Raw genomic sequence first — 20,596 nt, forward strand, 5'->3', positions numbered from 1 at the left:
TTACGGTTGTCGAATGGGGAGGATTTCCCTAGCCCGCATTCCTATGCGGACCCGGCAGAACCGGGTCGTTTTTATTTTTGAGAGGGGATTACCGGGTCATGGAACTCGTTTTCATCGCTATTGCCTTGGGTGCGCTCGCCGTAGTTTACGGCTTCGTCACCAGTCGGCAGGTGCTCGGCGCTGATGCCGGCAACGAAAAAATGCAGGAAATCGCTGCAGCGATCCAGGAAGGCGCACAAGCCTATCTGAAGCGCCAATACACTACCATCGCCATCGTCGGCGTGGTCGTGGCCGTGCTGGTCGGGGTCTTCCTCGGCATGATCCCGGTCATCGGCTTCATCCTTGGCGCAATCCTGTCGGGCGTGGCGGGCTTCATCGGGATGAACATCTCGGTCCGGTCGAACCTGCGTACCGCAGCGGCGGCGATGAAGGGCCTGCAGGAAGGCCTTACGCTGGCGTTCCGCGCAGGCGCTATCACCGGCATGCTGGTGGCTGGCCTTGCCCTGCTCGCGATTGCCGTGTTCTTCTGGTACCTGACCGGCCCCGCCGGCCATGCACCGAACAGCCGCGAAGTGATTGATGGCCTTGTCGGCCTCGCCTTCGGTGCATCTCTCATCTCGATCTTTGCCCGTCTTGGCGGCGGCATCTTCACCAAGGCCGCAGACGTCGGCGCCGACCTTGTCGGCAAGGTCGAAGCCGGCATTCCCGAAGATGACCCCCGCAACCCTGCCGTGATCGCGGACAACGTGGGTGACAACGTCGGCGACTGTGCTGGCATGGCCGCCGACCTGTTCGAAACCTATGTCGTGACCGTTGGCGCGACCATGGTTCTGACCGCGCTGCTGCTGTCAGGCCTTGGTGACTTGCTGATGCCGATGATGTCGCTTCCGCTGCTGATTGGCGGTGCCTGCATCGTTACCAGCATCATCGGCACCTATTTCGTTCGCCTCGGCAACGGAACCAACGTGATGGGCGCAATGTACAAGGGCTTTCTTGTCACCGCGATCCTTTCCATTCCGCTGATCTATCTCGTCATGCAGTATGCCCTGGGCGATCTGAATGCCGAAATCGGCGGCACCAATCTTGGCAACGTCGATGCTGGCGCGCCGCTGGCAGAGGAAGGCACGTCCTCCCTCACACCGTTCACCGGAATGGACCTGTTCTGGTCCTCCATGATCGGCCTGCTGCTGACCGGTGCCATCATCTGGATCACCGAGTATTACACCGGCACCAATTTCCGTCCGGTGCGCTCGATCGCCAAGGCTTCGGAAACGGGCCACGGCACGAACGTGATCCAGGGCCTGGCTATCAGTCTTGAATCGACCGCCCTGCCAACGCTCGCCATCGTGGCGGGCATCATCGGTGCTTACCAGCTCGCCGGGCTCATGGGCATTGCCTATGCGGCCACATCGATGCTGGCACTGGCTGGCATGGTCGTGGCGCTCGACGCTTACGGTCCGGTGACGGACAATGCCGGTGGCATCGCCGAAATGGCGGGCCTCGACGAAAGCGTGCGTGAAAAGACCGATGCGCTGGATGCCGTGGGCAACACCACCAAGGCCGTGACCAAGGGCTATGCCATCGGTTCGGCCGGTCTTGCCGCACTGGTGCTGTTCGCAGCCTACACCGCCGATCTGGCCGAGTTCTTCCCGAACTCCGACGTCGATTTCAGCCTCGAAAATCCGTATGTGATTGTCGGCCTGCTGCTCGGCGCGCTGTTGCCATACCTGTTTGGCGCCATGGGCATGACTGCCGTTGGCCGCGCAGCGGGTGACGTGGTGATCGACGTGCGCAACCAGTTCCGCGAGAAGCCGGGCATCATGGATTACTCCGAGAAGCCCGATTACGCCCGCACGGTCGATCTGGTGACCAAGGCCGCGATCAAGGAAATGATCATTCCGTCCTTGTTGCCGGTGCTCGCACCGATCGTGGTCTACTTCGTGATTACCCTGATCGCTGGTCAGGAGAACGGCTTTGCCGCACTTGGCGCGCTGCTGCTCGGTGTGATCGTCGGCGGCCTGTTCGTGGCGCTTTCCATGACTGCCGGTGGCGGCGCATGGGACAATGCCAAGAAGTACATCGAAGACGGCAATCACGGCGGCAAGGGCTCGGAAGCCCACAAGGCCGCAGTGACGGGCGATACGGTTGGCGATCCCTACAAGGATACCGCCGGTCCAGCCGTGAACCCGATGATCAAAATTACCAATATTGTTGCGTTGCTTCTTCTCGCTGCATTGGCTGGTAGCGGCGTCGCCTAAGGCGAAATACTGCCAGATCTGGCGTACAAAGCCCTGTCCGGAGCGATCCGGGCAGGGCTTTTTTTACCCTTTCGCTTAGCCATTCCTTCTGCCCCACCGGCGTAGGGAAAGACCCCGCGGGCAAGACTGCCGGTTCACAAAGGTCAAAAAGCTAAAATGGGTTCAGACCTTACAATTGATCCTCCCATGCCTGCACTGGTGCAGGGTAGGACAATTGCGCCCGCGTCAAACGATGCGCGGCACAACCTGTCGGTACGCAACTGGCGCAGTCTTGATAATCACCTCGACATCGCAGCCTGGGATGCGCTGGCACGCGATAATGCCGAACCCAATCCCTTTTACGAAAGCTGGAACCTGCTTCCGGCACTGGAAGAGTTCGACCCCGATGGGCGCGTAAAGATCTGGACGATGCAGTGCGACGGGCGACTGGTCGCGCTCCTGCCGATCAGGCAAGAAATGGGCTACTACAACTACCCGCTTCCGCATCTCCGCAACTGGACCCACGGAAATTGCTTTTTCGGAGCGCCCCTCGTCGCACCCGGATATGAAAAACTGTTCTGGGCGCGAGTTTTCGGTCAGGCCGATCTGCAGGCAGGTGCATCGTTTTTCCTGCACTTGGCGCAGATGCCCGCCACCGGACCGCTGCAAATCGCCCTCGCGTCGGTGCTTGCCGGCGATGGACAGGATCGCCCGGCGGCAACCGTCATGCGCGAAGAACGTGCCGCGCTGGTGAGCCTGGCCTCGCCAGAGACCTACTTCATGCAAACGCTGACCACCAAAAAGCGCAAGGAATTGCGCCGCCAGCAACGCAGGCTGGAGGAAGAAGGTACGCTGGAGGTTGAACGGCACGCAGACGCCGAGGGCCTGGAGCAATGGACCGTCGATTTCCTCGCGCTCGAAAAACGCGGATGGAAAGGCAAGTCCGGGTCGGCGCTTGCCTGTGACAAGCGAACAGCGCGGCTTTTCACACGGGCACTGAAAGGTGCCGCACTGCGTGGCCGGTTGGAGCGGTTGGCGCTAACCATCGATGGCAAGCCGATCGCCATGCTCGCCAACTTCATCACCCTGCCGGGTGCATTTTCATACAAAACCACTTTTGACGAGGACTATGCCCGTTTCTCTCCCGGTGTGCTGTTGCAGCGCGAAAATCTTGAATTGCTGGCCCGTGATGACATCGCGTGGGCCGATAGCTGCGCGGCCAGCGACCATCCGATGATCGACCGCTTCTGGAGAGAGCGCCGCGCGATTGCCTATCATTCAATCGGCATCGGTGGCCGCATCCGGCGTGCCGTGTTCAAGGCTCTCGCCCGCAAGGAAACGGGCCGACCGGTGGGAGGCCTGTCATGACCCGGCTCACCCGCACACTCCACGGACGCTCCTTGGGCAAGCGCCGCGCATTTCCCGCGAAGGCGCGCCACAAGTTCAAGGCCTGCTACCCTGAGAAACCTCACAAGCTCGAACATGAACTCGCAAGCAACCCCATGCTCGACCTGGATGCACTGGCGATGCTGGGCGAGGCATTGCCCGAAAGCAGCGTGGAATATAACCGCGGCGATATTCCTATCGGCGTGGACGGAAAGCCCGAAGGCAACGGGCTGACCATCGGTGAGACGATCCGCAACATCCGCACTTCGAACAGCTGGGCAGTGTTGAAAAATGTCGAGCAAAAGAAGCCCTACGCAGCCTTGCTTTCCAATCTTCTCGATGAATTGCATCCAATTATCGAGAAGCGCACCGGTGAGATGTTGAAGCCGCAGGCGTTCATCTTCATCTCCAGCCCCAACGCGGTAACGCCCTACCACTTCGATCCGGAGCACAACATCCTGCTGCAGTTACGCGGCAAGAAGACGATTACTGTCTTCCCGGCAGGCAAGGATCATCTGGCACCGGATGAAGCGCACGAAGCCTATCACGTGGGCGGTGCGCGCGAACTCAAGTGGGATGACAGCTTCGCGCAGGAAGGGGCAGCTTTCACCCTGTTCGGCGGCGAAGCCGTCTATGTGCCGGTCATGGCCCCGCATTGGGTAAAGAACGGAGACAGGATGTCGATCTCGCTTTCGATCACCTGGCGTAGCGAGTGGAGCTTCGAAGAGGCCGATGCGCGGGCGTTTAACGCCATGCTGCGCAAGGCCGGAATTGCCCCCTCGCCTCCCGGAAGATGGCCCGCGCGCAACAGGTTGAAGGCAAACGCAATGCGGATCGCTCGCCGGATACCCGGGCTCGCTTGACGACGCGAGGCCCTGCGCGCATGGCAAATGCGATGAACCGGCCTGCTGAAAATACTCCAACACCCGAAAAGATCGTAGCCGATCTGGTCTTCCTGCTCGACCTGGAAGCGAAGGGTCCCGACGTTTTCATCGGCCGCCGTCGTCCCGATGGCACCGGCCGTGTATTTGGTGGACAGGCCATTGCACAGGCGCTCGGCGCTGCCAGCCGCACGGTGGACAGCGGTCGCCGCGCGCATTCGCTCCACGCCTATTTCCTACGGCCGGGAAGCGATGATTTGCCGATCGAGTACCGCGTAAAGCGCGATCTCGACGGGCGCAGTTTTTCCAACCGCCGCGTGGTGGCAAGCCAGCAAGGCAAGCCGATCCTGAACCTGACAGCGTCTTTCCAGATTCCGGTAGACGGCCCCTCTCACCAGCATCCGACCATGCCTGATGTGCCGGGTCCTGACGACCTGATACCCGATTCAGAAATCCGGCTCGATGTCGCAGGCCAGATTCCCGACAGTCCCATCAGGAGGTTGCTGCTGCGCCCGTTCCCGGTCGATTTCCGCTCCGTCGAACCGCGCGACTGGCTGGAACCGCAGGTGCGGCCCGCCACGAGCAACGTGTGGTTCCGGACCGTTGCGCCTCTACCGCCCGAACCTGCTGTGCATCGCGCTGCTTTAGCCTATATTTCGGATTTCCAGATACTTGCCACCGTGCTGCAGCCGCATGGGAAATCGATTCACAGTGGACAGGTAAAAGGTGCCAGCCTTGATCACGCTGTCTGGTTCCATGACGATTTCTCGGTCGATGACTGGCTCCTGTTCGCCACCGAATCCCCGTGGAGCGGGGCGGCTCGGGGATTTGCGCGCGGACAGATCTTCACTCGCGACGGGCGGCTCGTCGCCAGCGTTACGCAGGAAGGCATGTTGCGCCACGTCTGAAAGGCTCGCGCCAATCAGTGCGTCAGCAGGACCGGAACTTCCGGTGCTTGCAGCATTTCCCGGGTGACGCCGCCGAAGACCGTTTCCAGCAAGCGTGGAACGCCATAGGCGCCCATCACGATCAAGCCTGCGCCACGCGCCTTGGCGGCGTTCTTGAGCGCCGCACTGACCTTGCCGCCATCGCGTTCGACTTCGAGAATTTCCGAACTGATGCCGTGCCGATCGAGATAACGCGCACCCGATAGCGCGGGCAGGATTTCGGCATTGCGCGAACGCTTTTCCGATACCTGGACCAGCGTGACGCTGCTAGCCCGCGCCAGCAAGGGGGTGGCTGCCCGCACCGCTCGCGATGCTTCGAGCGATCCGTTCCAGCCTACCAGCGCCGGTGCTTCAGGATCGAATCCGCTCGCTCCATCCGGCGTCACCAAGATCGGGGTGCGGCATTGCAGGGCCAGGATGCCTGCCAGCTGCGAGGCACCCTTGGATTCGCCCGGATCGTCTGCACCGATAATCGCGATATCGCTCAGCGCCGCATAGTTGAGCATTTGCGAGCCAGCCACACCGACGTCGGATATCCAGTCCCACCTGACATCCTCACCCTCGAGCTTGTCGGTGACGCGGGAGTAGAATTCCTCCGCCCGCACCTTGGCCTTGTCCGAAACGTCAACCATCGTGACGCCCCAGGGGTCGGTGGGGACGACCATGGTCATCGGGGTTGCGTGAAACAGCGTCAAATGCCCATCGAACGCACGCGCCAAATCGAGCGCTGCTTGCAACCGGGCATCAAAGCGCGGTTCATCATGGGCGTGGAGTAAAATCGATTTCATGGCAGATACCTCCTGCCATGATACATAGTGTGCCGAGGCATCCCGCGCTTTGATCGCCGTCAAAGATCAATTCGCATGGTAAAAATCGTAGATGGTCTGCGCAACCGCCTCGCTGACACCCGGCGCGCGCTTGAGGTCGTCCAGTGCGGCGGCGCGGACTTTGCTGGCGGTGCCGAAGTGCAGCAGCAGCGCACGTTTGCGCGCAGGACCGATGCCGGGGATCTCATCGAGCGGCGATGCGGTGATGGCGCGGCTGCGCTTGGCGCGGTGCGCGCCGATGGCAAACCGGTGGACCTCGTCACGCAGGCGCTGGAGGTAGAACAGGACCGGTGAATTGGTCGGCAGCGTCTTTTCGCGGCCGTCGGGGAAGTGGAACACCTCGCGACCCTCGCGGCCGTGATGCGGACCCTTGGCGATGGCAATCAGCGGGACATCCTCGATCCCCAACTCCTCCAGCGTATCGCGCACGCTCGACATCTGGCCCTTGCCTCCGTCGATCAGCACCAGATCGGGCCAGGTCCCTGCCTGCTCGCGATCGGGGTCTTCCTTCATCGCGCGACTGAAACGCCGCCGCATCACTTCGCGCATCATGCCGAAATCATCATTGGTTTGCGCGGTCTTGATGTTGAACTTGCGGTACTGGTTTTTCTGGTAGCCTTCCGGCCCGGCCACCACCATCGCGCCCACGGCCTTGCTGCCCTGGATATGCGAATTGTCGTAAATCTCGATGCGCGCAGGAATGTCCGGCAACTCGAGGAAATCGGCCATCTCGCGCATGATTTTCGCCTGCGTGCCGGTTTCGGCCAGTCGCCGGTCGAGCGCCTCCACCGCATTGCGCTGAGCCTGTTGCATCAACTTGCGCCGTTCGCCGCGCTGGGGAATGCTGATCGCGACCTTGCGGCCTGCCAGTTCGCCAAAAGCTTCCTCCAGCAATTCCTGCTCGGGCAATGCGCGGTCGACAAGAATGGTGCGCGGCGGCGGCACCTCTTCGTAGAATTGCGCCAACACGCGCGCGAGCACATCCTCTTTCTCCAGATCCTGCGTGTGGGTGGGGAAGAAGGCCTTGTGACCCCAGTTTTGCCCACCGCGCACGAAGAAGCCCTGGATGGCGATCTGCCCGCCCTTCGCAGCGAGCGCGAAAACATCGGCGTCGCCCACGCCATCGGCATTCACCGCCTGCGAACCCTGGATGAAGGTTGCCGCACGCAGCCGGTCGCGCAGTAGCGCCGCGGTCTCGAAATCGAGCGCCTCGGCAGCTTCCTGCATCTGCGCCTCGATCTTCGCTTGTACCGCGCCCGACTTGCCGCCGAGGAAGTCCTTCGCCTCCTTGATCAGATCGGCATAGCCAGCCTCGTCGATCCGGCCGACACACGGCGCGCTGCACCGCTTGATCTGGTACAGCAGACAAGGCCGGTCGCGGCGGGAGAAAAAGCTGTCTGTACAGGACCTTAGGAGGAACAGCTTCTGGAGAGCATTAATTGTCGTGTTGACCGATCCGGCGCTGGCAAACGGTCCGTAATAAGCGCCCTTCGCCTTGCGAGCACCGCGATGTTTCATGATCCGCGGGAAGTCGTGCCCTTCGCGCAGCAAGATGAAAGGAAAGCTCTTATCATCGCGCAATAAGACATTGTACGGCGGGCGAAACCGCTTGATGAATTGCGCCTCCATCAGAAGCGCTTCGGCTTCCGAATTGGTGGTGACGATTTCCATCGCGCGCGTCTGGCTGACCATGCGTTGCAGCCGGTTCGTCAGCGCCTTGATCTGCGTGTAATTCGCCACCCGCGCCTTCAGGCTGCGCGCCTTGCCGACGTAGAGCACATCGCCGCGCGCATCGAGCATGCGGTAGACCCCCGGCTTGGGCTGCAAGGTCGCCACCACTTCGCGGATGGCCGCGACACCGGCCTCCAGATCCGGCTGCGCGCCTGCCTGGCCGCTGCCCTTTACCGTGTAGGCGGCGCGCTCCTCGTTGAAACGCTCCTTGCCCCGTGGGTCGGGCGGAGAACCTGCTGGCGTACGCGACATCCCAATGCAGATAGGCGGGGGATGCGCGTTTCTCAATCGCTTGCTCATGCCGCGCTTTGCAGGCAACCCTTGCGCGCATGGCAGAACAACAGGAAATCGCCCCACCGCGTACCGTCGGAATTTTCGGCACTTCGCTATTCCAGATCAACGGAATGATCGGCAGCGGCATCTTCGCCCTGCCCGCAATTCTCGTCGCCGCTGTGGGCAGTTTCGCCCCATGGCTCATGATCCTCGGCGGCCTGATTTTCCTGCCGCTGGTACTGGTGTTCGCATGGCTCGCCGCAAGGTTCGATGGGACTGGCGGACCTATCCTCTACGGCAAGACCGCATTCGGCAGCTTCGCCGGATTTCAGGCAGGCTGGGGCCGCTTTGCATCCGGCATGGTGGCGATGGCCGCAAACACGCATGTCATGGTCGCCTATTTCGCGGCGATCTTTCCCGTGTTGGGGAACGAATTGATTACCACGGTGACGGTGGTCGTGGTCATTCTCTCGTTCACTGCGATCAACCTTTTTTCGATGCGCGGCTCGGTAAGTACATTAGGCGGGCTTACCGTGCTGAAATTGCTGCCGCTCGGCGTGCTGGTGGCAGCTGCCATTTTCGGCAATTTCACATCGCCTGCGATAGTCTTGCCGGAATTCAGCGCGGTAGAGACCGTTATTCTCCTGCTGTTCTATGCCTTCATCGGGTTCGAAGGCGTTACCGTGCCAGCAGGGGAAATGCGCGATCCGAAGCGCGACATACCCCGCGTACTGGTGGCCGTTCTGGCAGGCGTCACCCTGCTCTATGCTGTTATCATCTGGGCCTATCTGACAATCGCTCCGGAGCCCGGCATGAACGAAAATGCACTTGCCGGCGCGGCCGATCTGGCGCTGGGCCAATGGGGCGCGTTGATGATCGTGCTGGGGGCGGGGTTCTCGATTGCAGCCAACAGTTTTGGCGGACTGATCATCGTGCCGCGCATGGCCTATGGCATGGCCCAACAGAAGATGCTGCCGCGGTGGTTCGAACTGGTGCACCCGCACTTCCTGACGCCAGCCAATGCTATCGCTTTCTACGGCATTGCCTCGTCATTGTTCGCGATCTGGGGCGGGTTTGCCGCTCTGGCTGCCGCGAGCACACTCTCGCGCCTGCTGACCTACCTGATTACCGCTGCCGCCTTGCCGGTTATCGAGAAGCGGGAAGGCGCGCTCAACCCTTTCCATGCCGTTGTCGCTGCAATCGCGTTCGGGGCTTCCCTGTGGATCGCCAGCCACGCGGATGCCGAAGCCTGGACCATGTTCGGCGTCTTGCTGGTAGTCGGCACAGGGCTCTACTTCATCGCCCGGCGTCGCGACGCGGGCGAGCGCAGCACGACTGCGGTTTGACGGCATGAACACCGCTTTCGATGTGATCGTCCTCGGTGGGGGCGCTGCGGGCCTGTTCTGCGCCGCAATTGCCGGGCAGCGCGGACGGCGCGTGCTGGTGCTGGAACGCAGTGAGAAGGTTGGGAAGAAAATCCTGATTTCGGGCGGCGGACGGTGCAATTTCACCAATATCGACGCCGGGCCTGCCAATTACCTCTCCGCCAATCAGCACTTCGCCAAGAGCGCGCTCAGCCGCTACACCGCGCGTAATTTCCTCGACCTGGTCGAGAAGCACGACATCGCCTGGCATGAAAAGACGCTGGGCCAGCTGTTTTGCGACGGTTCGGCGCGGCAGATTGTCGACATGCTGCTGGATGAATGCGCAGCTGGACCGGGCGAAGTGGTCATCCGTTGCCGGGAGGATATCACCAGCGTTTCACACGATATCGGCGGCTTCGTGGTGGAGACACCGCACGGCACTTTCACATCGCGACAATGCGTGATCGCCACCGGCGGTCCCTCCATCCCCAAGATGGGTGCAACCGACTTTGCCTATCACCTGGCACGCCAGTTCGGCTTAAAAGTCGTGGAACCGCGACCTGCCCTTGTCCCGCTCACCCTAGGCGGCGAGGAAGTGCTGTTCCGCGAACTTTCAGGCGTCTCTGCCGATGTCCAGGCCACGGCCGGCAAGACGCGCTTTCGCGAGGCGGCGCTGTTCACCCATCGCGGATTGTCAGGCCCGGCAATCCTGCAGGTGTCGAGCTACTGGCAGCACGGCGAACCCGTAGCGATCGACTTCTTCCCCGAACGCTCGGCCGGATGGCTGCTCGAAGCCAAGCGAGGAACGCCGTCGCTCCGCTTGCGCAATCTTCTCCGTGATGCCTTGCCCGCACGGCTCGCCGAGGTGCTTGCGGACAACCTGGGCGTGGAAGGCGATCTCGGCAATGCACCCGACAAGGCGTTGCGCCAGGCGGAGGAACGCCTCTTCAGGTGGCAATTCCACCCCAATGGCACCGAAGGTTTCGCCAAGGCAGAAGTCACTGCGGGAGGCATTTCCACGGCGGAGCTTTCATCCAAGACGATGGAAGCCAAGAGCGTGCCAGGCCTCTACGTGATTGGCGAAGCAGTCGACGTAACCGGTTGGCTTGGCGGATATAATTTTCAATGGGCGTGGGCCAGCGCGCACGCCGCCGGTCAGGCTTTGTGAGCCACCAGCTACGCAAATGTCCGTAGAGGGAAGCCACAAGGCATTAGCCGAATTTGCCTAAAGCTCCGGAAGAACGAAACGCCGAGATATATTCTCGCCGTAGGAAGCGACCAGTGCTGGCAAAACAAACACAGACACGGATGCTGCATCGCCTCGGTCTCGGCCGGAGGGCGCGTGATCGGGCATTCGACGCGGTACAGACGCACAATGCCGAGCCGCCATTTTCGGGTGAACCCCTGCTCCGGCAAATCTCTCAATTCCTCACCGGCAATGCTCTCGCCATCACGCCTGCCAACCTGGTGGCAGCGCATGGCATCATGTCAGGTCTCAATCCCGGACTTGGCAGGCGCATCGCACGGCGCGTGGAGTGCGGCCATCCTGTTGACCAGGAATGGCTCGACCAACAATTGGCCTGTGATACGACCGAAGAGGACCCTTCTCTCGGCAAGCTCGCCGAAAAGCTCGAACATTCGATGGCGGAATTCACCCGCAGCGCCAAATTGGCACGCCAGATCGTGCGACTGTATGGCGATGCATTGGTGCGCCACATAGACTCGTTGAAAATCGCGTCAGAGTCCGATGATGTCGCATGGGAACTGCGAGCGTATTCCCGTTCCATGCTCAATCGTTCCCGCCAGGCGGAAGCCGAGCTGACAAAGCGTGAAGAGCAGGCCGTTCAACTTCGGCGCAAGCTTAAACGCGCGCGGACCGATGCTGAGACAGATTATCTCACCGGCCTTCCCAACCGGCGAGCGTTCGAGAAGACACTGGAACAGGAGCTGGCCACTGCTCATGCCCGCGAAGAGAACCTCAGCATCGCCTTCTGTGATATCGACTACTTAACAGCATTCAACGACACGTATGGCCACGCAGCCGGTGACCAGATCATCTGCATTGTCGCCGAACTGCTCAACAAGGCTTGCGACAAGAGCTGCCACGTCGCCCGCCATGGCGGAGAGGAGTTTGTCCTGCTGTTCCGGAACACGGAGCCAGCCGAAGCGGTGAAAAAGCTGGATACCGCGCGCCGGAAGCTCGCCGCAAGCAAGCTGGTCGACCGCCAAACCGAGCAAGCCTTCGCAGCCGTGACCTTTTCCGGCGGCGTTGCCAATGTCACGGCCTACCCGACAACGCGAGAGGCGCTCGCGGCTGCCGATGAGGCGCTTTTCCGCGCCAAGCAGAATGGTCGCAACCATATCGTGCTGGCCAGTGAAAGCGTTTGATCGCTCTCGCCTGGATCAGAACATCTTGCGGAATTCGATCTCGAAGCTGCGACCACGTGGATCGATCAGGAAAGGCTGATAGGCCAGCGGTGTATCGCCATTGCTATCGGTCACGCGCTGGCGGGCGTCGAAGATATTGTCGACATCGAACCCGATGCGCGAGCCTTTCAGGAATGGAATCGCTGCCACCAGCTCGTCCCGTTGGCCCAAATCGACGAAAGTGCGGATATTCACCGTCACGAAATCGTCGAAGAACAGGTCGGTGCTTCCGGCCAGGCCCGATCCGTTGATGCGCGAGGCGCCGGTGTAGGTGCCGGACAGGAATGTACCAAAGCCATCGTAGAATGCCCCAGCGCGCGCGCGAATCGAGTGGCGCGTTTGTCCGCCACCTGACAGGGCATCGCCTTCGAGCAGGTCGAGCACGGGTACACCCGGCGCAATCAGCACGGTGTTTTCAAGGTCCATCGTATATTGCAGATTGGCGAACCAGCGTCCGGTAGGCGGACCATCGCCCCCGCCACCGCCAAAGCGACCGAAGCCGCGTCCGCCACCGCCGCGAGGACCGCCGCCACGATTGCCACCGCGCGCCTGCGGACCGCCCGGAGGGCCGCCAGCCCGGTCGCCGTCGCCGGCTCCACCTTGGCCGCCTGCCATCTGTCCAGCCTCATCGCTGCAGATGCGGGCGTGCATCATGTTGAAACGTTCGGGATCGATCCGCCCGTCCTCGCCTGTAAGTCGCTGGAGCATCCGCGGAGGGATGGTGAGCGGCTCTCCGTCGGCGCCGACCGGTGGCGCTTCGCCATTGGCCTGCGCTTCGAGCGCCTGATTGAAGCGGGCGATCAGGGTTGCAGGTTCGACCTCGCAGAATTCTGCGCGCAACTGCGCCATGCGCTCGGGGTTGCGCGGCCAGCGACGGCCTTCCCCGCGGGCTGCCTGGCCTGCCGGACGGTCGGTTGCTTCACCTCCATCACGCTGGCCTCCCCCACCGCCTCCGCCACGCCGGCCTTCGCCGCCGCCCTGCTCGTTACCGCCGCCGAACTGGCCGGACAGGTTCAGGCCGAATTGCAGTCGCTCGACATCTTGCTCGGCAAAGCTGACAAACCGGCGGTCGACGCCCGTCAGCGTGCCGGATGCGTCGCGCGTGACCCGGTCCGGATAGGCCGCTTCGATGGCCGAAGTGAGCACAGGGAAGCTATCGGTCACATTTTCCGAGTGGTTCCTGAAATACTCGATCTGGAATGTACCGCGTTCGATGAACGGCAATTCCCAATTGAGCCCGAACTTCCAGTCGCTCTGCTTTTCCGGCTCAAGCCCGAGATTGCCGCCGGTGATGACCGTGGCAAGTACAGTTTCGTTGTTCGTGAAATCGAACACCGGCACGTTGAAAGTGGTGATTTGCGGCGCACCGAGCTGGGTGAGCGAGGGCGAGTTTTCGCGCTCGACATAGGTAGCGCTCAGCGCCAGCCCTTCAAATATGCCCCAGTTCAATCCAGCCGATACATCGTAGAGCGTGCCGAAATCCGATTGCTCGAACAGCGCTCCGTTGAGATTGATGGAAATGTCGCCGATCGCGCCGCCGAAATCCTCGTCGCGGCTGGTGATGGGAATGGCGAGGTTAAGGCCTGCCTGCCAGCGTGTGCGGTCGAGATCGGTGACGACATCGGGAGAACCCGTGTCGAAACTTTCGATGCCATTGCCGCGATAGCCAAGAATGCCGGTTACCGCGACTTCGCCCCCTGGCAGCAGTATCGGGTTACCGCGCGCGGTCAGCAGGGCATTGACGGTGTAGGTTTCGCTCTGTGCCTCATCAAAGCCTGCATCGGGGAAACTGCCCAGGTCGGCGTCCAGCGCCAGGTCACCTGCAGCGGCGGCGGTGACCAGATCGCTCGTATCGAGCGCTAGCTGCGAGCGGCTGACGGAATCTGAAAGCGTGGCATCGACAGTGCCCGTTATCTGCCACTCGCCAAGCCCGGCATTCAGCGTCGCACCTGCCGAATAGGAATTGGAGCGCGAATCTACTGCCAGCGGATCACCCGCATTGAAGCTGCGCACGACGCTCGCTCCGACAGGATCGAACAGTGTCACCGTATCAAGACCCTGTAATCGCAGGCTGTCGTCGCGTTCATAGGTGGCATTGGCGCTGATCGAGTTGCCGCTGTCGCCTAGCGCGGTGGTCCAGTTGACGGTCGCTTCCAGCCCGGCGCTGTCGGCGACAAGGCTGCGGTAATCGGCAGGATCGGGGTCACCGGCAACCATCGCCTCGCCGGTGTCGGATTGAATGACGCCGCGCTCGCCCTCTGTCAGCAGGCTGGTATTGTCCCACTCCAGATTGACGTTGAACCTGCTGGACCCGTCGATCCGCAGATACGTGCCCTGCACTTCCTGCTGCGAAAAGCCGCCGTCGAATGGCTGGCCATATTCGAGTTCAATCCGCTGGCTGGAATAGTTGTTCTTGAGGATGATGTTCACCACCCGCTGGTCCGGCGAATAGCCGAAACGCTGCGCAACTTCCTCGCTGAACACCTCGGTGCGCTCGATCGCTTCGGGCGGATAGCTTCGCAGTTCGCGGAAGGATGAAATGCGTACGCCGTTGACGAGGATGACCGGAGCTCCGCTTCCGCCACGTCCGCGGCCACTGGAAACCTGCGGTCCGAGCGCTTCGATCAATTCGGCAATCGACCCCGCGCCATAGGCTGCGATATCTTCCTGATCGAGTTCGAGGATAGGTGGCTGCGGAGCATCGATTTGCCCGCGGATCCGCGCCCCGAACACGATGATTTCGTTGATTTCGCCATCCATCTGGAGCGCATCGCCTTCGCCCGACTGGTCCTGGCTGACATCTTGCGCCAATGGCGGTGCATCCTGAGCACTCGCAATCGCAAGAGGCTGGAATACCAGGACCGCCGCGATTGCCGCGATGCTTGATGAGGTATGGGTGCGCACTGTAAATCCTTGAAGAATCTCGATTGGCCCCCACCTGATGGGAGCCTATGCGGCGCGCTGCGACAGATCACAAGGTGGTGCAAAGTAACAATTTGTCGCAAAATGCTGCGGCATTTGGGTCACAATCGTTCCCGTCGGGATCCGGATTACAAGCAACTCTTCCCTTTTACAGGAGGGGCCGCTATGCGCGCTCGACGCGAAAACTCGCTCATCACAAAGGACTTGAGAAACTGAATGGCTAAAGAAGAACTCCTCGAAATGCGCGGCAAGGTAGTGGAGCTGCTGCCCAACGCGATGTTCCGGGTGGAGCTCGAAAACGGTCACGAAGTCCTTGGTCACACCGCGGGACGGATGCGCAAGAACCGTATTCGTGTGCTGGTGGGCGATGAGGTCCTGTGTGAACTAACGCCTTACGACCTGACCAAGGCGCGCATCACCTATCGCTTCATGCCCGGTCGCGCGGGTCCTCCCGGCTACACGGGCTAACGGCTTCGGGCATGGCTTCGCCCGACCCCATTCCTACACCCAAACTGGTTCTGGCTTCGGCCAGCCCGCGGCGTCGTGAGCTGCTCGCGCGGCTCGGCGTAACGCCCGATGCCATTGCGCCTGCCGATATCGACGAAACGCCGCACAAGGCAGAACTGCCCCGCGTCTATGCCCAGCGCATGGCGCGCGGAAAGGCGCTGGCTGCGGCTTCGGACGATGCCTACGTGCTGGCCGGAGATACGGTCGTTGCCTGCGGGCGGCGCATCCTGCCCAAGGCCGAGGACGAGGCGACGGCGCGCCGATGTCTCGAGCTACTGTCGGGCCGCCGCCACCGCGTGCTCAGCGCCATAGCCTTGGCCGCTCCCGATGGCACGGTCACACAGAAGCTGAGCGAAACCCAACTGAAGTTCAAACGGCTCTCGGTATCCGAGATTGACGCCTATATCGCCAGCGGCGAATGGCACGGCAAAGCCGGGGGCTATGCCATCCAGGGCATGGCCGAAGCGCTGATCCCGTGGATACAGGGCAGCCATTCGGGCGTGGTCGGCTTGCCGCTGTATGAAACGCGGATCCTGCTCAAGTCAGCGGGCTTTGTCCTTGGCTGAGTGGCAAGTCGAGGAAAGCTTCGGCGAAAGCCGCGCACTCCTGATCGAAAACGATCGCGTGCTCGCTGCGCGGCTGGGTTGGCGCACTTCAATCTGTGCCGGCGCCATTGTGATGGCAAAGGTCATATCCCGTCGCCCAAGCTCTTCGCGGGGACTATGCCGCACTGCGGACGGATTTGAAGTCAACGTGCCCGACCTTCCGCGCGAAGCCACCGAAGGCAGCGATGTCAGGCTGATAATCCATCGTGAACCTATGGCGGAAAAAGGCCGTCTCAAGCGCGCACAAGGTCGCCATTTCCACGATCAGGCCCCGCCCTTGCCATCGACTTCGGTTCTCGATCTCGGCAAGCACGTCCATCGCCTGCCACAAGGTATGTGGGAGGAGGTCTGGTCTGCTGCCAGCGATGGCGAATTGCCATTTCCTAACGGCAAGCTGCTGCTGAGCGTGACCCCTGCCATGAGTTTGATCGATATAGACGGTCACGGATCGCCAAAGGAGCTGGCGCTGGCGGCCATTCCGGCGATCTTGCAGGCCATCCACTGGTTTGACCTGGGCGGCTCGATCGGCATCGATTTTCCGACTCTGGAGGCAAAGGTAGATCGCAAGGCCATCGACAGCGCGTTGGCACAGGCGCTGGATGACTGGCCGCACGAGCGCACCGCGATGAACGGATTCGGGTTCGTGCAGATCGTAGCGCGCATGGAAATGCCCTCGCTCCTGCATCGCTTTACCTATTCACGGCCGGATGCCTGCGCCCGATTCCTGTTGCGACAGGCACAGTTGGTCAAGGAACCCGGCGCCTTGCTCCTGACCTGTCATCCTGCAGTCAGGCACGCAATTCCCGACGATTGGCTGATAGAGCTGGCAGAGAGTACCGGGCGCGGCCTGGATGACGTGCGTTTCGAGACCAGGCGCGCACTTGCGCTGGACGCCGGTTTCGCCCAGGCGGTTGCGCGATGAAGACCAAACCCTGCCCCATCTGCAAGAAGCCGCGCGTGGCTGAATTCGCTCCCTTCTGCTCGAGCCGCTGCCGCGATCTCGACCTCGCGAAATGGTTCGGCGATGGCTATGCCGTGCCCGGCAATCCGGTTCCGCCAGAGGATATCGCACGCGAAGATTAAAGTCGGGTCTTGCCAAGCGCGCAATGCTTCGCCATAGGCCCGCTCTCATCCGCTGGCCGGGCGCTTCGAAGATGCCCCAAGCCGATGCGATGCCTGGGTAGCTCAGTGGTAGAGCAGACGATTGAAAATCGTCGTGTCGGTGGTTCGACTCCGCCCCCGGGCACCACACCTTCTCCATGATAACGCATCCGCACCGTCAGGTGGTGGGACAGCCTTCCAGCTTGGCGAGGAGTTCGCGCGCGTCTTCGGAGGTTTCACCGACTTCGCCGCAACCGAGCAATTCGACGAATTTCTCTGCGTTGATCGCAACATCGTCCGGTCCGATCTGGTCGAACGGGTCTTCCAGATGCGTCTGGATATTGTCGAGACCTGCCAGGATAATGGCGAACAGGGCGGGCATGACATAGGTCATTGAAGGCGCTTCGTACTCGACCGCGAGATAGGCAAAATACGGCCCGTAAAGCAGCGGCAGCAGCACGATGAAGAAGTCGCTGAAGGCTCGCAGAGTACGCGGCGTGCGGTACTGGTAAATATGCTTCACGCTTTCGAAGGCGACGATCATCTTGGACAGATACTGGTTACAGCGGCTGCACTCGCCACTGGGCAATCCGTCTTCGCGCAGCATCTTCACAAAGACCGATAGCTCCGAGAAGCTGGCATAGACTTCGCGTTCCGCCGTGGCGACGCAATCGCGTTCACCCTTGAACATCGCGCGGCAGCTCGACAGCAGGTGGATGAGGCAGGCTTCGATGGCATCCAGGCGGGCGCGCCTTGCGGCTTCATCGCCATCGGGCAACCAGTCGCGGGCGGCGAAATACATCGCTCTGCCGTGCGCCTTGATCGTACCGTAGTCATCGAGCGCGTTCTCGCGCCGTTTGTAGGCATGGCCGATCGAGAACACGATCGGGAAGATCACTGCAGTCGAGATGATGGTGAGCGGAAAATCCGCCACCGCGCCGACTTGCAGGCTGACCCATGTCGAAATCACCGCCAGCGCGGCGATCAGCACGGTCTTGCCGTTGATTATCAACCCGATCCGGGAAATCCGTTCCATAATCATGGCGTGGTAATGCCCCCAAATCTGCCATTCGAATTCGACCAGACCTAGCGGCATGGCTTTTCGATATGGTTAAGGATTGGACAACGCGCAGCTCGCACTGGTTTGACAGGTTTCAAATGCCGGGACGTGGGAGCATGTGGCTGGAAAACAGCGAAATTTGTATCACAGCGACATTCTGCGAACTGTGCGCCATTTGCGGTTGATGGGGTCGGAGAACTCCCGTTAGTGCCCTGCCAGTTTTACGGGAAGGGACGAATAACAATGAAGAAAACACTTGCGGCTGCACTGCTCACGGCATCGGTCGGTCTTTCGGGTTGCGCAACTGTGCTCAATGGCACCAGCCAGCCGATCGAGTTCGAATCCGATCCATCGGGCGCTGTCATCGAAACGCTGGCCGGGCAGACCTGCACCACGCCGTGTGCTTTCGAAATGCGCCGTGGAGACGATTCCATGGTGACATTCACTGCCGCTGGTTATGAGCCGGTGACGATCTACCTGCAGAGCCGCACGGGTGGCAGCATGGCGGGCAATCTGCTCGCCGGTGGCCTGATCGGCGGCGTGGTTGATGCCAGCAATGGCGCGGCAAACCACCTCCACCCCGATCCGGTATATATCCGCATGGCGGCCGCTGGATCGGGCGAGGCGGCACTTCTGCTCGACAAGGATGGCGAAGTCATCTCGACTGTTTCGGAGTATAATGCCGAAGTCGCAGAGGACGTACGCGAAGGTATCGTCGAACAGGGCCTTTACGCCACTGTAGACGACGTGCCGCCAGCCGACTGAACGATTTCACTCGCACAAGAGAACGGGGCGTATCGAAAAGCCGATACGCCCCGTTTTTCGTTTGGCTCAAACCCGCCTATTCAGGTTTGGCCAAGGCCAATCAGTCCATGCGGACGACGACCGAAGGCTCATCGCCTTCATCCTCGCCGAGCGACATCCACTGGCCGTCATCGGACATGTGCTCGTTATTGCAGCTCCATTCGGTCTCGCCCTCTTCCATGGTGCAGAAACGCTCGGGCGTTTCCTGCGTCCACTGGCCATTCTCGACAGCCCCATCGGGTCCGGTTGCCGTATAGGTGCCGTCTTCGTTCAGAACCTCGGTCCAGACTTCGCCATTTGCGAGCGTAACCTGGTAAGTGCCAGGTGTAGGCTGGCCGTCGAGCGCCAGAACTTCGGCGGTCGCTTCTTCGACTGCCGCTTCGGTGGTGGCCGGCTCTTCGGTAACTTCAGCAGATTCACCACAGGCAGCGAGCGCAAAACACGCCGCAATTGCAAATTTCTTCATGAAACAGGTCCCCTATCATAAGCGACCCGCAATGCGCATAGCACCCTGCGGGCGGAACGCGAAACGCTTCTTCGCCGCGCCGATCTCCAGCACAATTGCCAGCCTGCACGCTTGGGTGTATAGCACCGCCATCACAACGCCCCGGCCTCGGTGAACCTGGTTCGCCATGCTGGGGCGCTCGCTTTTCTAGCGCCAATGCGCATTGCAATAAGGTTTCTGCCATGTCCCGCCGTCGCCAGATCTACGAAGGCAAGGCCAAGATCCTGTATGAGGGCCCCGAACCAGGCACGATCATCCAGTATTTCAAGGATGATGCCACGGCCTTCAACGCCGAAAAGCGCGGCACGATCAATGGCAAGGGCGTAATCAACAACCGCATCAGCGAGCACGTGTTCACGCGGCTTGCGCATATCGGCATCCCGACGCACTTCATCCGCCGCCTCAACATGCGCGAGCAGTTGGTGAGGCAGGTCGAGATCATTCCGCTCGAAGTGGTTGTGCGAAATATCGCTGCCGGATCCATCGCCAAGCGCCTCGGAATCGAGGAAGGCGAGATGTTGCCGCACACGCTGATCGAATATTACCTCAAGGATGATGCCCTCGGCGATCCGCTGGTGGCAGAAGAACACATCGCCTGCTTCAACTGGGCCAGCCATGAAGAGATGCAGGATATGGCCGCCATGGCCATCCGTGTGAACGATTTCATGTGCGGAATGTTCGCCGCGATCGATATCAAGCTGGTCGATTTCAAGCTGGAATTCGGGCGTATTTTCGATGGCGATTTCAGCCGCGTGATCCTCGCGGACGAGATCAGCCCCGACAACTGCCGCCTGTGGGACTTCACCACCGGCGAGAAGCTCGACAAGGACCGTTTCCGCCGCGACCTCGGCGGCGAGGAAGAGGCTTATCAGGAAGTCGCACGCCGCCTTGGCCTGCTGCAGCAGGACGATGACGGCACGCCCGGCGAGGTGCTCGACATGAGCGCACACCGATCGCGCCTGCGGCCAAGTCCTGCCAAGCCGAAAAAATAGCACCAAAATAACGCGATAGGGCGCGAT

18 protein-coding genes and 1 tRNA gene are annotated in these 20,596 nt (G+C 61.1%); 14 read left to right on the plus strand and 5 right to left on the minus strand.

Going from position 1 to position 20,596, the window contains the following annotated elements; genetic code table 11:
- Positions 1-98: 98 nt before the first annotated feature.
- The 4 genes from AAC850_RS01630 to AAC850_RS01645 all read left to right on the plus strand — a co-directional run bounded on the left by AAC850_RS01630 (position 99) and on the right by AAC850_RS01645 (position 5,412).
- Positions 99-2,258 carry a sodium-translocating pyrophosphatase gene (locus AAC850_RS01630; protein WP_340586790.1) on the plus strand — a complete coding sequence of 720 codons (2,160 nt, stop codon included), beginning with the start codon at positions 99-101 and terminating at the stop codon, positions 2,256-2,258.
- Between the two features lie 156 nt (positions 2,259-2,414).
- A complete protein-coding gene (locus AAC850_RS01635) occupies positions 2,415-3,605 on the plus strand; it encodes a GNAT family N-acetyltransferase (protein ID WP_340586792.1) in 1,191 nt (396 codons plus the stop codon).
- The gene (locus tag AAC850_RS01640) at positions 3,602-4,486 is read left to right on the plus strand and encodes a cupin-like domain-containing protein (RefSeq protein ID WP_340586794.1); all 885 of its coding nucleotides are present in this window, start codon (positions 3,602-3,604) and stop codon (positions 4,484-4,486) included. Before AAC850_RS01635 ends, AAC850_RS01640 begins: the two co-directional genes overlap by 4 nt.
- A 32-nt stretch (positions 4,487-4,518) precedes the next feature.
- The gene (locus AAC850_RS01645) at positions 4,519-5,412 is read left to right on the plus strand and encodes an acyl-CoA thioesterase (RefSeq protein WP_340586796.1); all 894 of its coding nucleotides are present in this window, start codon (positions 4,519-4,521) and stop codon (positions 5,410-5,412) included.
- 14 nt (positions 5,413-5,426) lie between these two features.
- Here the strand turns inward: AAC850_RS01645 and AAC850_RS01650 are convergent, their stop codons facing one another.
- Together AAC850_RS01650 and uvrC are read right to left on the minus strand one after the other, a co-directional pair.
- Positions 5,427-6,239, minus strand: coding sequence for a universal stress protein (locus AAC850_RS01650; RefSeq protein WP_340586798.1), 813 nt, complete (start codon positions 6,237-6,239; stop codon positions 5,427-5,429).
- A 66-nt stretch (positions 6,240-6,305) separates the two neighbouring features.
- Positions 6,306-8,261 carry an excinuclease ABC subunit UvrC gene (gene uvrC / locus AAC850_RS01655; protein ID WP_340586799.1) on the minus strand — a complete coding sequence of 652 codons (1,956 nt, stop codon included), beginning with the start codon at positions 8,259-8,261 and terminating at the stop codon, positions 6,306-6,308.
- A 77-nt stretch (positions 8,262-8,338) separates the two neighbouring features.
- On the opposite strand from uvrC, the gene AAC850_RS01660 reads away from it, so the two are divergent.
- The 3 genes from AAC850_RS01660 to AAC850_RS01670 all read left to right on the plus strand — a co-directional run bounded on the left by AAC850_RS01660 (position 8,339) and on the right by AAC850_RS01670 (position 12,034).
- Entirely contained in the window at positions 8,339-9,628 is a 1,290-nt protein-coding gene (locus tag AAC850_RS01660) for an APC family permease (RefSeq protein ID WP_340586801.1), read from the plus strand.
- A gap of 4 nt (positions 9,629-9,632) precedes the next feature.
- Positions 9,633-10,814, plus strand: a complete 1,182-nt coding sequence (locus AAC850_RS01665) for a BaiN/RdsA family NAD(P)/FAD-dependent oxidoreductase (RefSeq protein WP_340586803.1) — start codon at positions 9,633-9,635, stop codon at positions 10,812-10,814.
- A 113-nt stretch (positions 10,815-10,927) separates the two neighbouring features.
- Positions 10,928-12,034, plus strand: coding sequence for a GGDEF domain-containing protein (locus AAC850_RS01670; RefSeq protein ID WP_340586804.1), 1,107 nt, complete (start codon positions 10,928-10,930; stop codon positions 12,032-12,034).
- Positions 12,035-12,049: 15 nt separating this feature from the next.
- Here AAC850_RS01670 and AAC850_RS01675 read toward each other — a convergent pair whose 3' ends face one another.
- Positions 12,050-14,977 (minus strand): TonB-dependent receptor, encoded by a 2,928-nt coding sequence (locus AAC850_RS01675; RefSeq protein ID WP_340586806.1) that lies wholly within the window; start codon positions 14,975-14,977, stop codon positions 12,050-12,052.
- 234 nt (positions 14,978-15,211) lie between these two features.
- Between AAC850_RS01675 and infA the strand changes: the two genes are divergently transcribed.
- The 5 genes from infA (at position 15,212) to AAC850_RS01700 (ending at position 17,356) form a co-directional block, all read left to right on the plus strand.
- Complete coding sequence (gene infA, locus AAC850_RS01680; RefSeq protein WP_047094177.1) at positions 15,212-15,463, plus strand: translation initiation factor IF-1; 252 nt, start codon at positions 15,212-15,214, stop codon at positions 15,461-15,463.
- 11 nt (positions 15,464-15,474) lie between these two features.
- Positions 15,475-16,068 (plus strand): Maf family protein, encoded by a 594-nt coding sequence (locus AAC850_RS01685; protein WP_340586810.1) that lies wholly within the window; start codon positions 15,475-15,477, stop codon positions 16,066-16,068.
- On the plus strand, positions 16,061-17,029 hold the full coding sequence (locus AAC850_RS01690) for an Rne/Rng family ribonuclease (protein ID WP_340586812.1): 969 nt from the start codon (positions 16,061-16,063) through the stop codon (positions 17,027-17,029). Before AAC850_RS01685 ends, AAC850_RS01690 begins: the two co-directional genes overlap by 8 nt.
- Positions 17,026-17,190: a DNA gyrase inhibitor YacG gene (locus AAC850_RS01695; RefSeq protein ID WP_340586814.1), complete on the plus strand. Its 165-nt coding sequence runs from the start codon at positions 17,026-17,028 to the stop codon at positions 17,188-17,190. Before AAC850_RS01690 ends, AAC850_RS01695 begins: the two co-directional genes overlap by 4 nt.
- 91 nt (positions 17,191-17,281) lie before the next feature.
- Positions 17,282-17,356, plus strand: a tRNA-Phe gene (locus AAC850_RS01700).
- 30 nt (positions 17,357-17,386) lie between these two features.
- Here the strand turns inward: AAC850_RS01700 and AAC850_RS01705 are convergent.
- Positions 17,387-18,304, minus strand: a complete 918-nt coding sequence (locus AAC850_RS01705) for a bestrophin family ion channel (protein ID WP_340586816.1) — start codon at positions 18,302-18,304, stop codon at positions 17,387-17,389.
- A gap of 207 nt (positions 18,305-18,511) precedes the next feature.
- On the opposite strand from AAC850_RS01705, the gene AAC850_RS01710 reads away from it, so the two are divergent.
- Positions 18,512-19,033 (plus strand): hypothetical protein, encoded by a 522-nt coding sequence (locus AAC850_RS01710; RefSeq protein ID WP_340586818.1) that lies wholly within the window; start codon positions 18,512-18,514, stop codon positions 19,031-19,033.
- A gap of 100 nt (positions 19,034-19,133) precedes the next feature.
- On the opposite strand, the gene AAC850_RS01715 is transcribed toward AAC850_RS01710, so the two are convergent.
- Positions 19,134-19,538 (minus strand): hypothetical protein, encoded by a 405-nt coding sequence (locus AAC850_RS01715; protein ID WP_340586819.1) that lies wholly within the window; start codon positions 19,536-19,538, stop codon positions 19,134-19,136.
- A 221-nt stretch (positions 19,539-19,759) separates the two neighbouring features.
- On the opposite strand from AAC850_RS01715, the gene purC reads away from it, so the two are divergent.
- Positions 19,760-20,569: a phosphoribosylaminoimidazolesuccinocarboxamide synthase gene (purC, locus tag AAC850_RS01720; protein ID WP_340586821.1), complete on the plus strand. Its 810-nt coding sequence runs from the start codon at positions 19,760-19,762 to the stop codon at positions 20,567-20,569.
- Positions 20,570-20,596: the final 27 nt, after the last annotated feature.

Source organism: Erythrobacter alti, assembly GCF_037996805.1.
In the GTDB taxonomy this organism is placed as follows: domain Bacteria; phylum Pseudomonadota; class Alphaproteobacteria; order Sphingomonadales; family Sphingomonadaceae; genus Alteraurantiacibacter; species Alteraurantiacibacter alti.

Coding starts and splice junctions, on each gene's coding strand:
- AAC850_RS01630 (WP_340586790.1), top strand. CDS start 99: ATGGAACTCGTTTTCATCGCTATTGCCTTGGGTGCGCTCGCCGTAGTT.
- AAC850_RS01635 (WP_340586792.1), top strand. CDS start 2,415: ATGGGTTCAGACCTTACAATTGATCCTCCCATGCCTGCACTGGTGCAG.
- AAC850_RS01640 (WP_340586794.1), top strand. CDS start 3,602: ATGACCCGGCTCACCCGCACACTCCACGGACGCTCCTTGGGCAAGCGC.
- AAC850_RS01645 (WP_340586796.1), top strand. CDS start 4,519: ATGAACCGGCCTGCTGAAAATACTCCAACACCCGAAAAGATCGTAGCC.
- AAC850_RS01650 (WP_340586798.1), bottom strand. CDS start 6,239: ATGAAATCGATTTTACTCCACGCCCATGATGAACCGCGCTTTGATGCC.
- uvrC (WP_340586799.1), bottom strand. CDS start 8,261: ATGTCGCGTACGCCAGCAGGTTCTCCGCCCGACCCACGGGGCAAGGAG.
- AAC850_RS01660 (WP_340586801.1), top strand. CDS start 8,339: ATGGCAGAACAACAGGAAATCGCCCCACCGCGTACCGTCGGAATTTTC.
- AAC850_RS01665 (WP_340586803.1), top strand. CDS start 9,633: ATGAACACCGCTTTCGATGTGATCGTCCTCGGTGGGGGCGCTGCGGGC.
- infA (WP_047094177.1), top strand. CDS start 15,212: ATGGCTAAAGAAGAACTCCTCGAAATGCGCGGCAAGGTAGTGGAGCTG.
- AAC850_RS01685 (WP_340586810.1), top strand. CDS start 15,475: ATGGCTTCGCCCGACCCCATTCCTACACCCAAACTGGTTCTGGCTTCG.
- AAC850_RS01695 (WP_340586814.1), top strand. CDS start 17,026: ATGAAGACCAAACCCTGCCCCATCTGCAAGAAGCCGCGCGTGGCTGAA.
- AAC850_RS01705 (WP_340586816.1), bottom strand. CDS start 18,304: ATGCCGCTAGGTCTGGTCGAATTCGAATGGCAGATTTGGGGGCATTAC.
- AAC850_RS01710 (WP_340586818.1), top strand. CDS start 18,512: ATGAAGAAAACACTTGCGGCTGCACTGCTCACGGCATCGGTCGGTCTT.
- AAC850_RS01715 (WP_340586819.1), bottom strand. CDS start 19,538: ATGAAGAAATTTGCAATTGCGGCGTGTTTTGCGCTCGCTGCCTGTGGT.
- purC (WP_340586821.1), top strand. CDS start 19,760: ATGTCCCGCCGTCGCCAGATCTACGAAGGCAAGGCCAAGATCCTGTAT.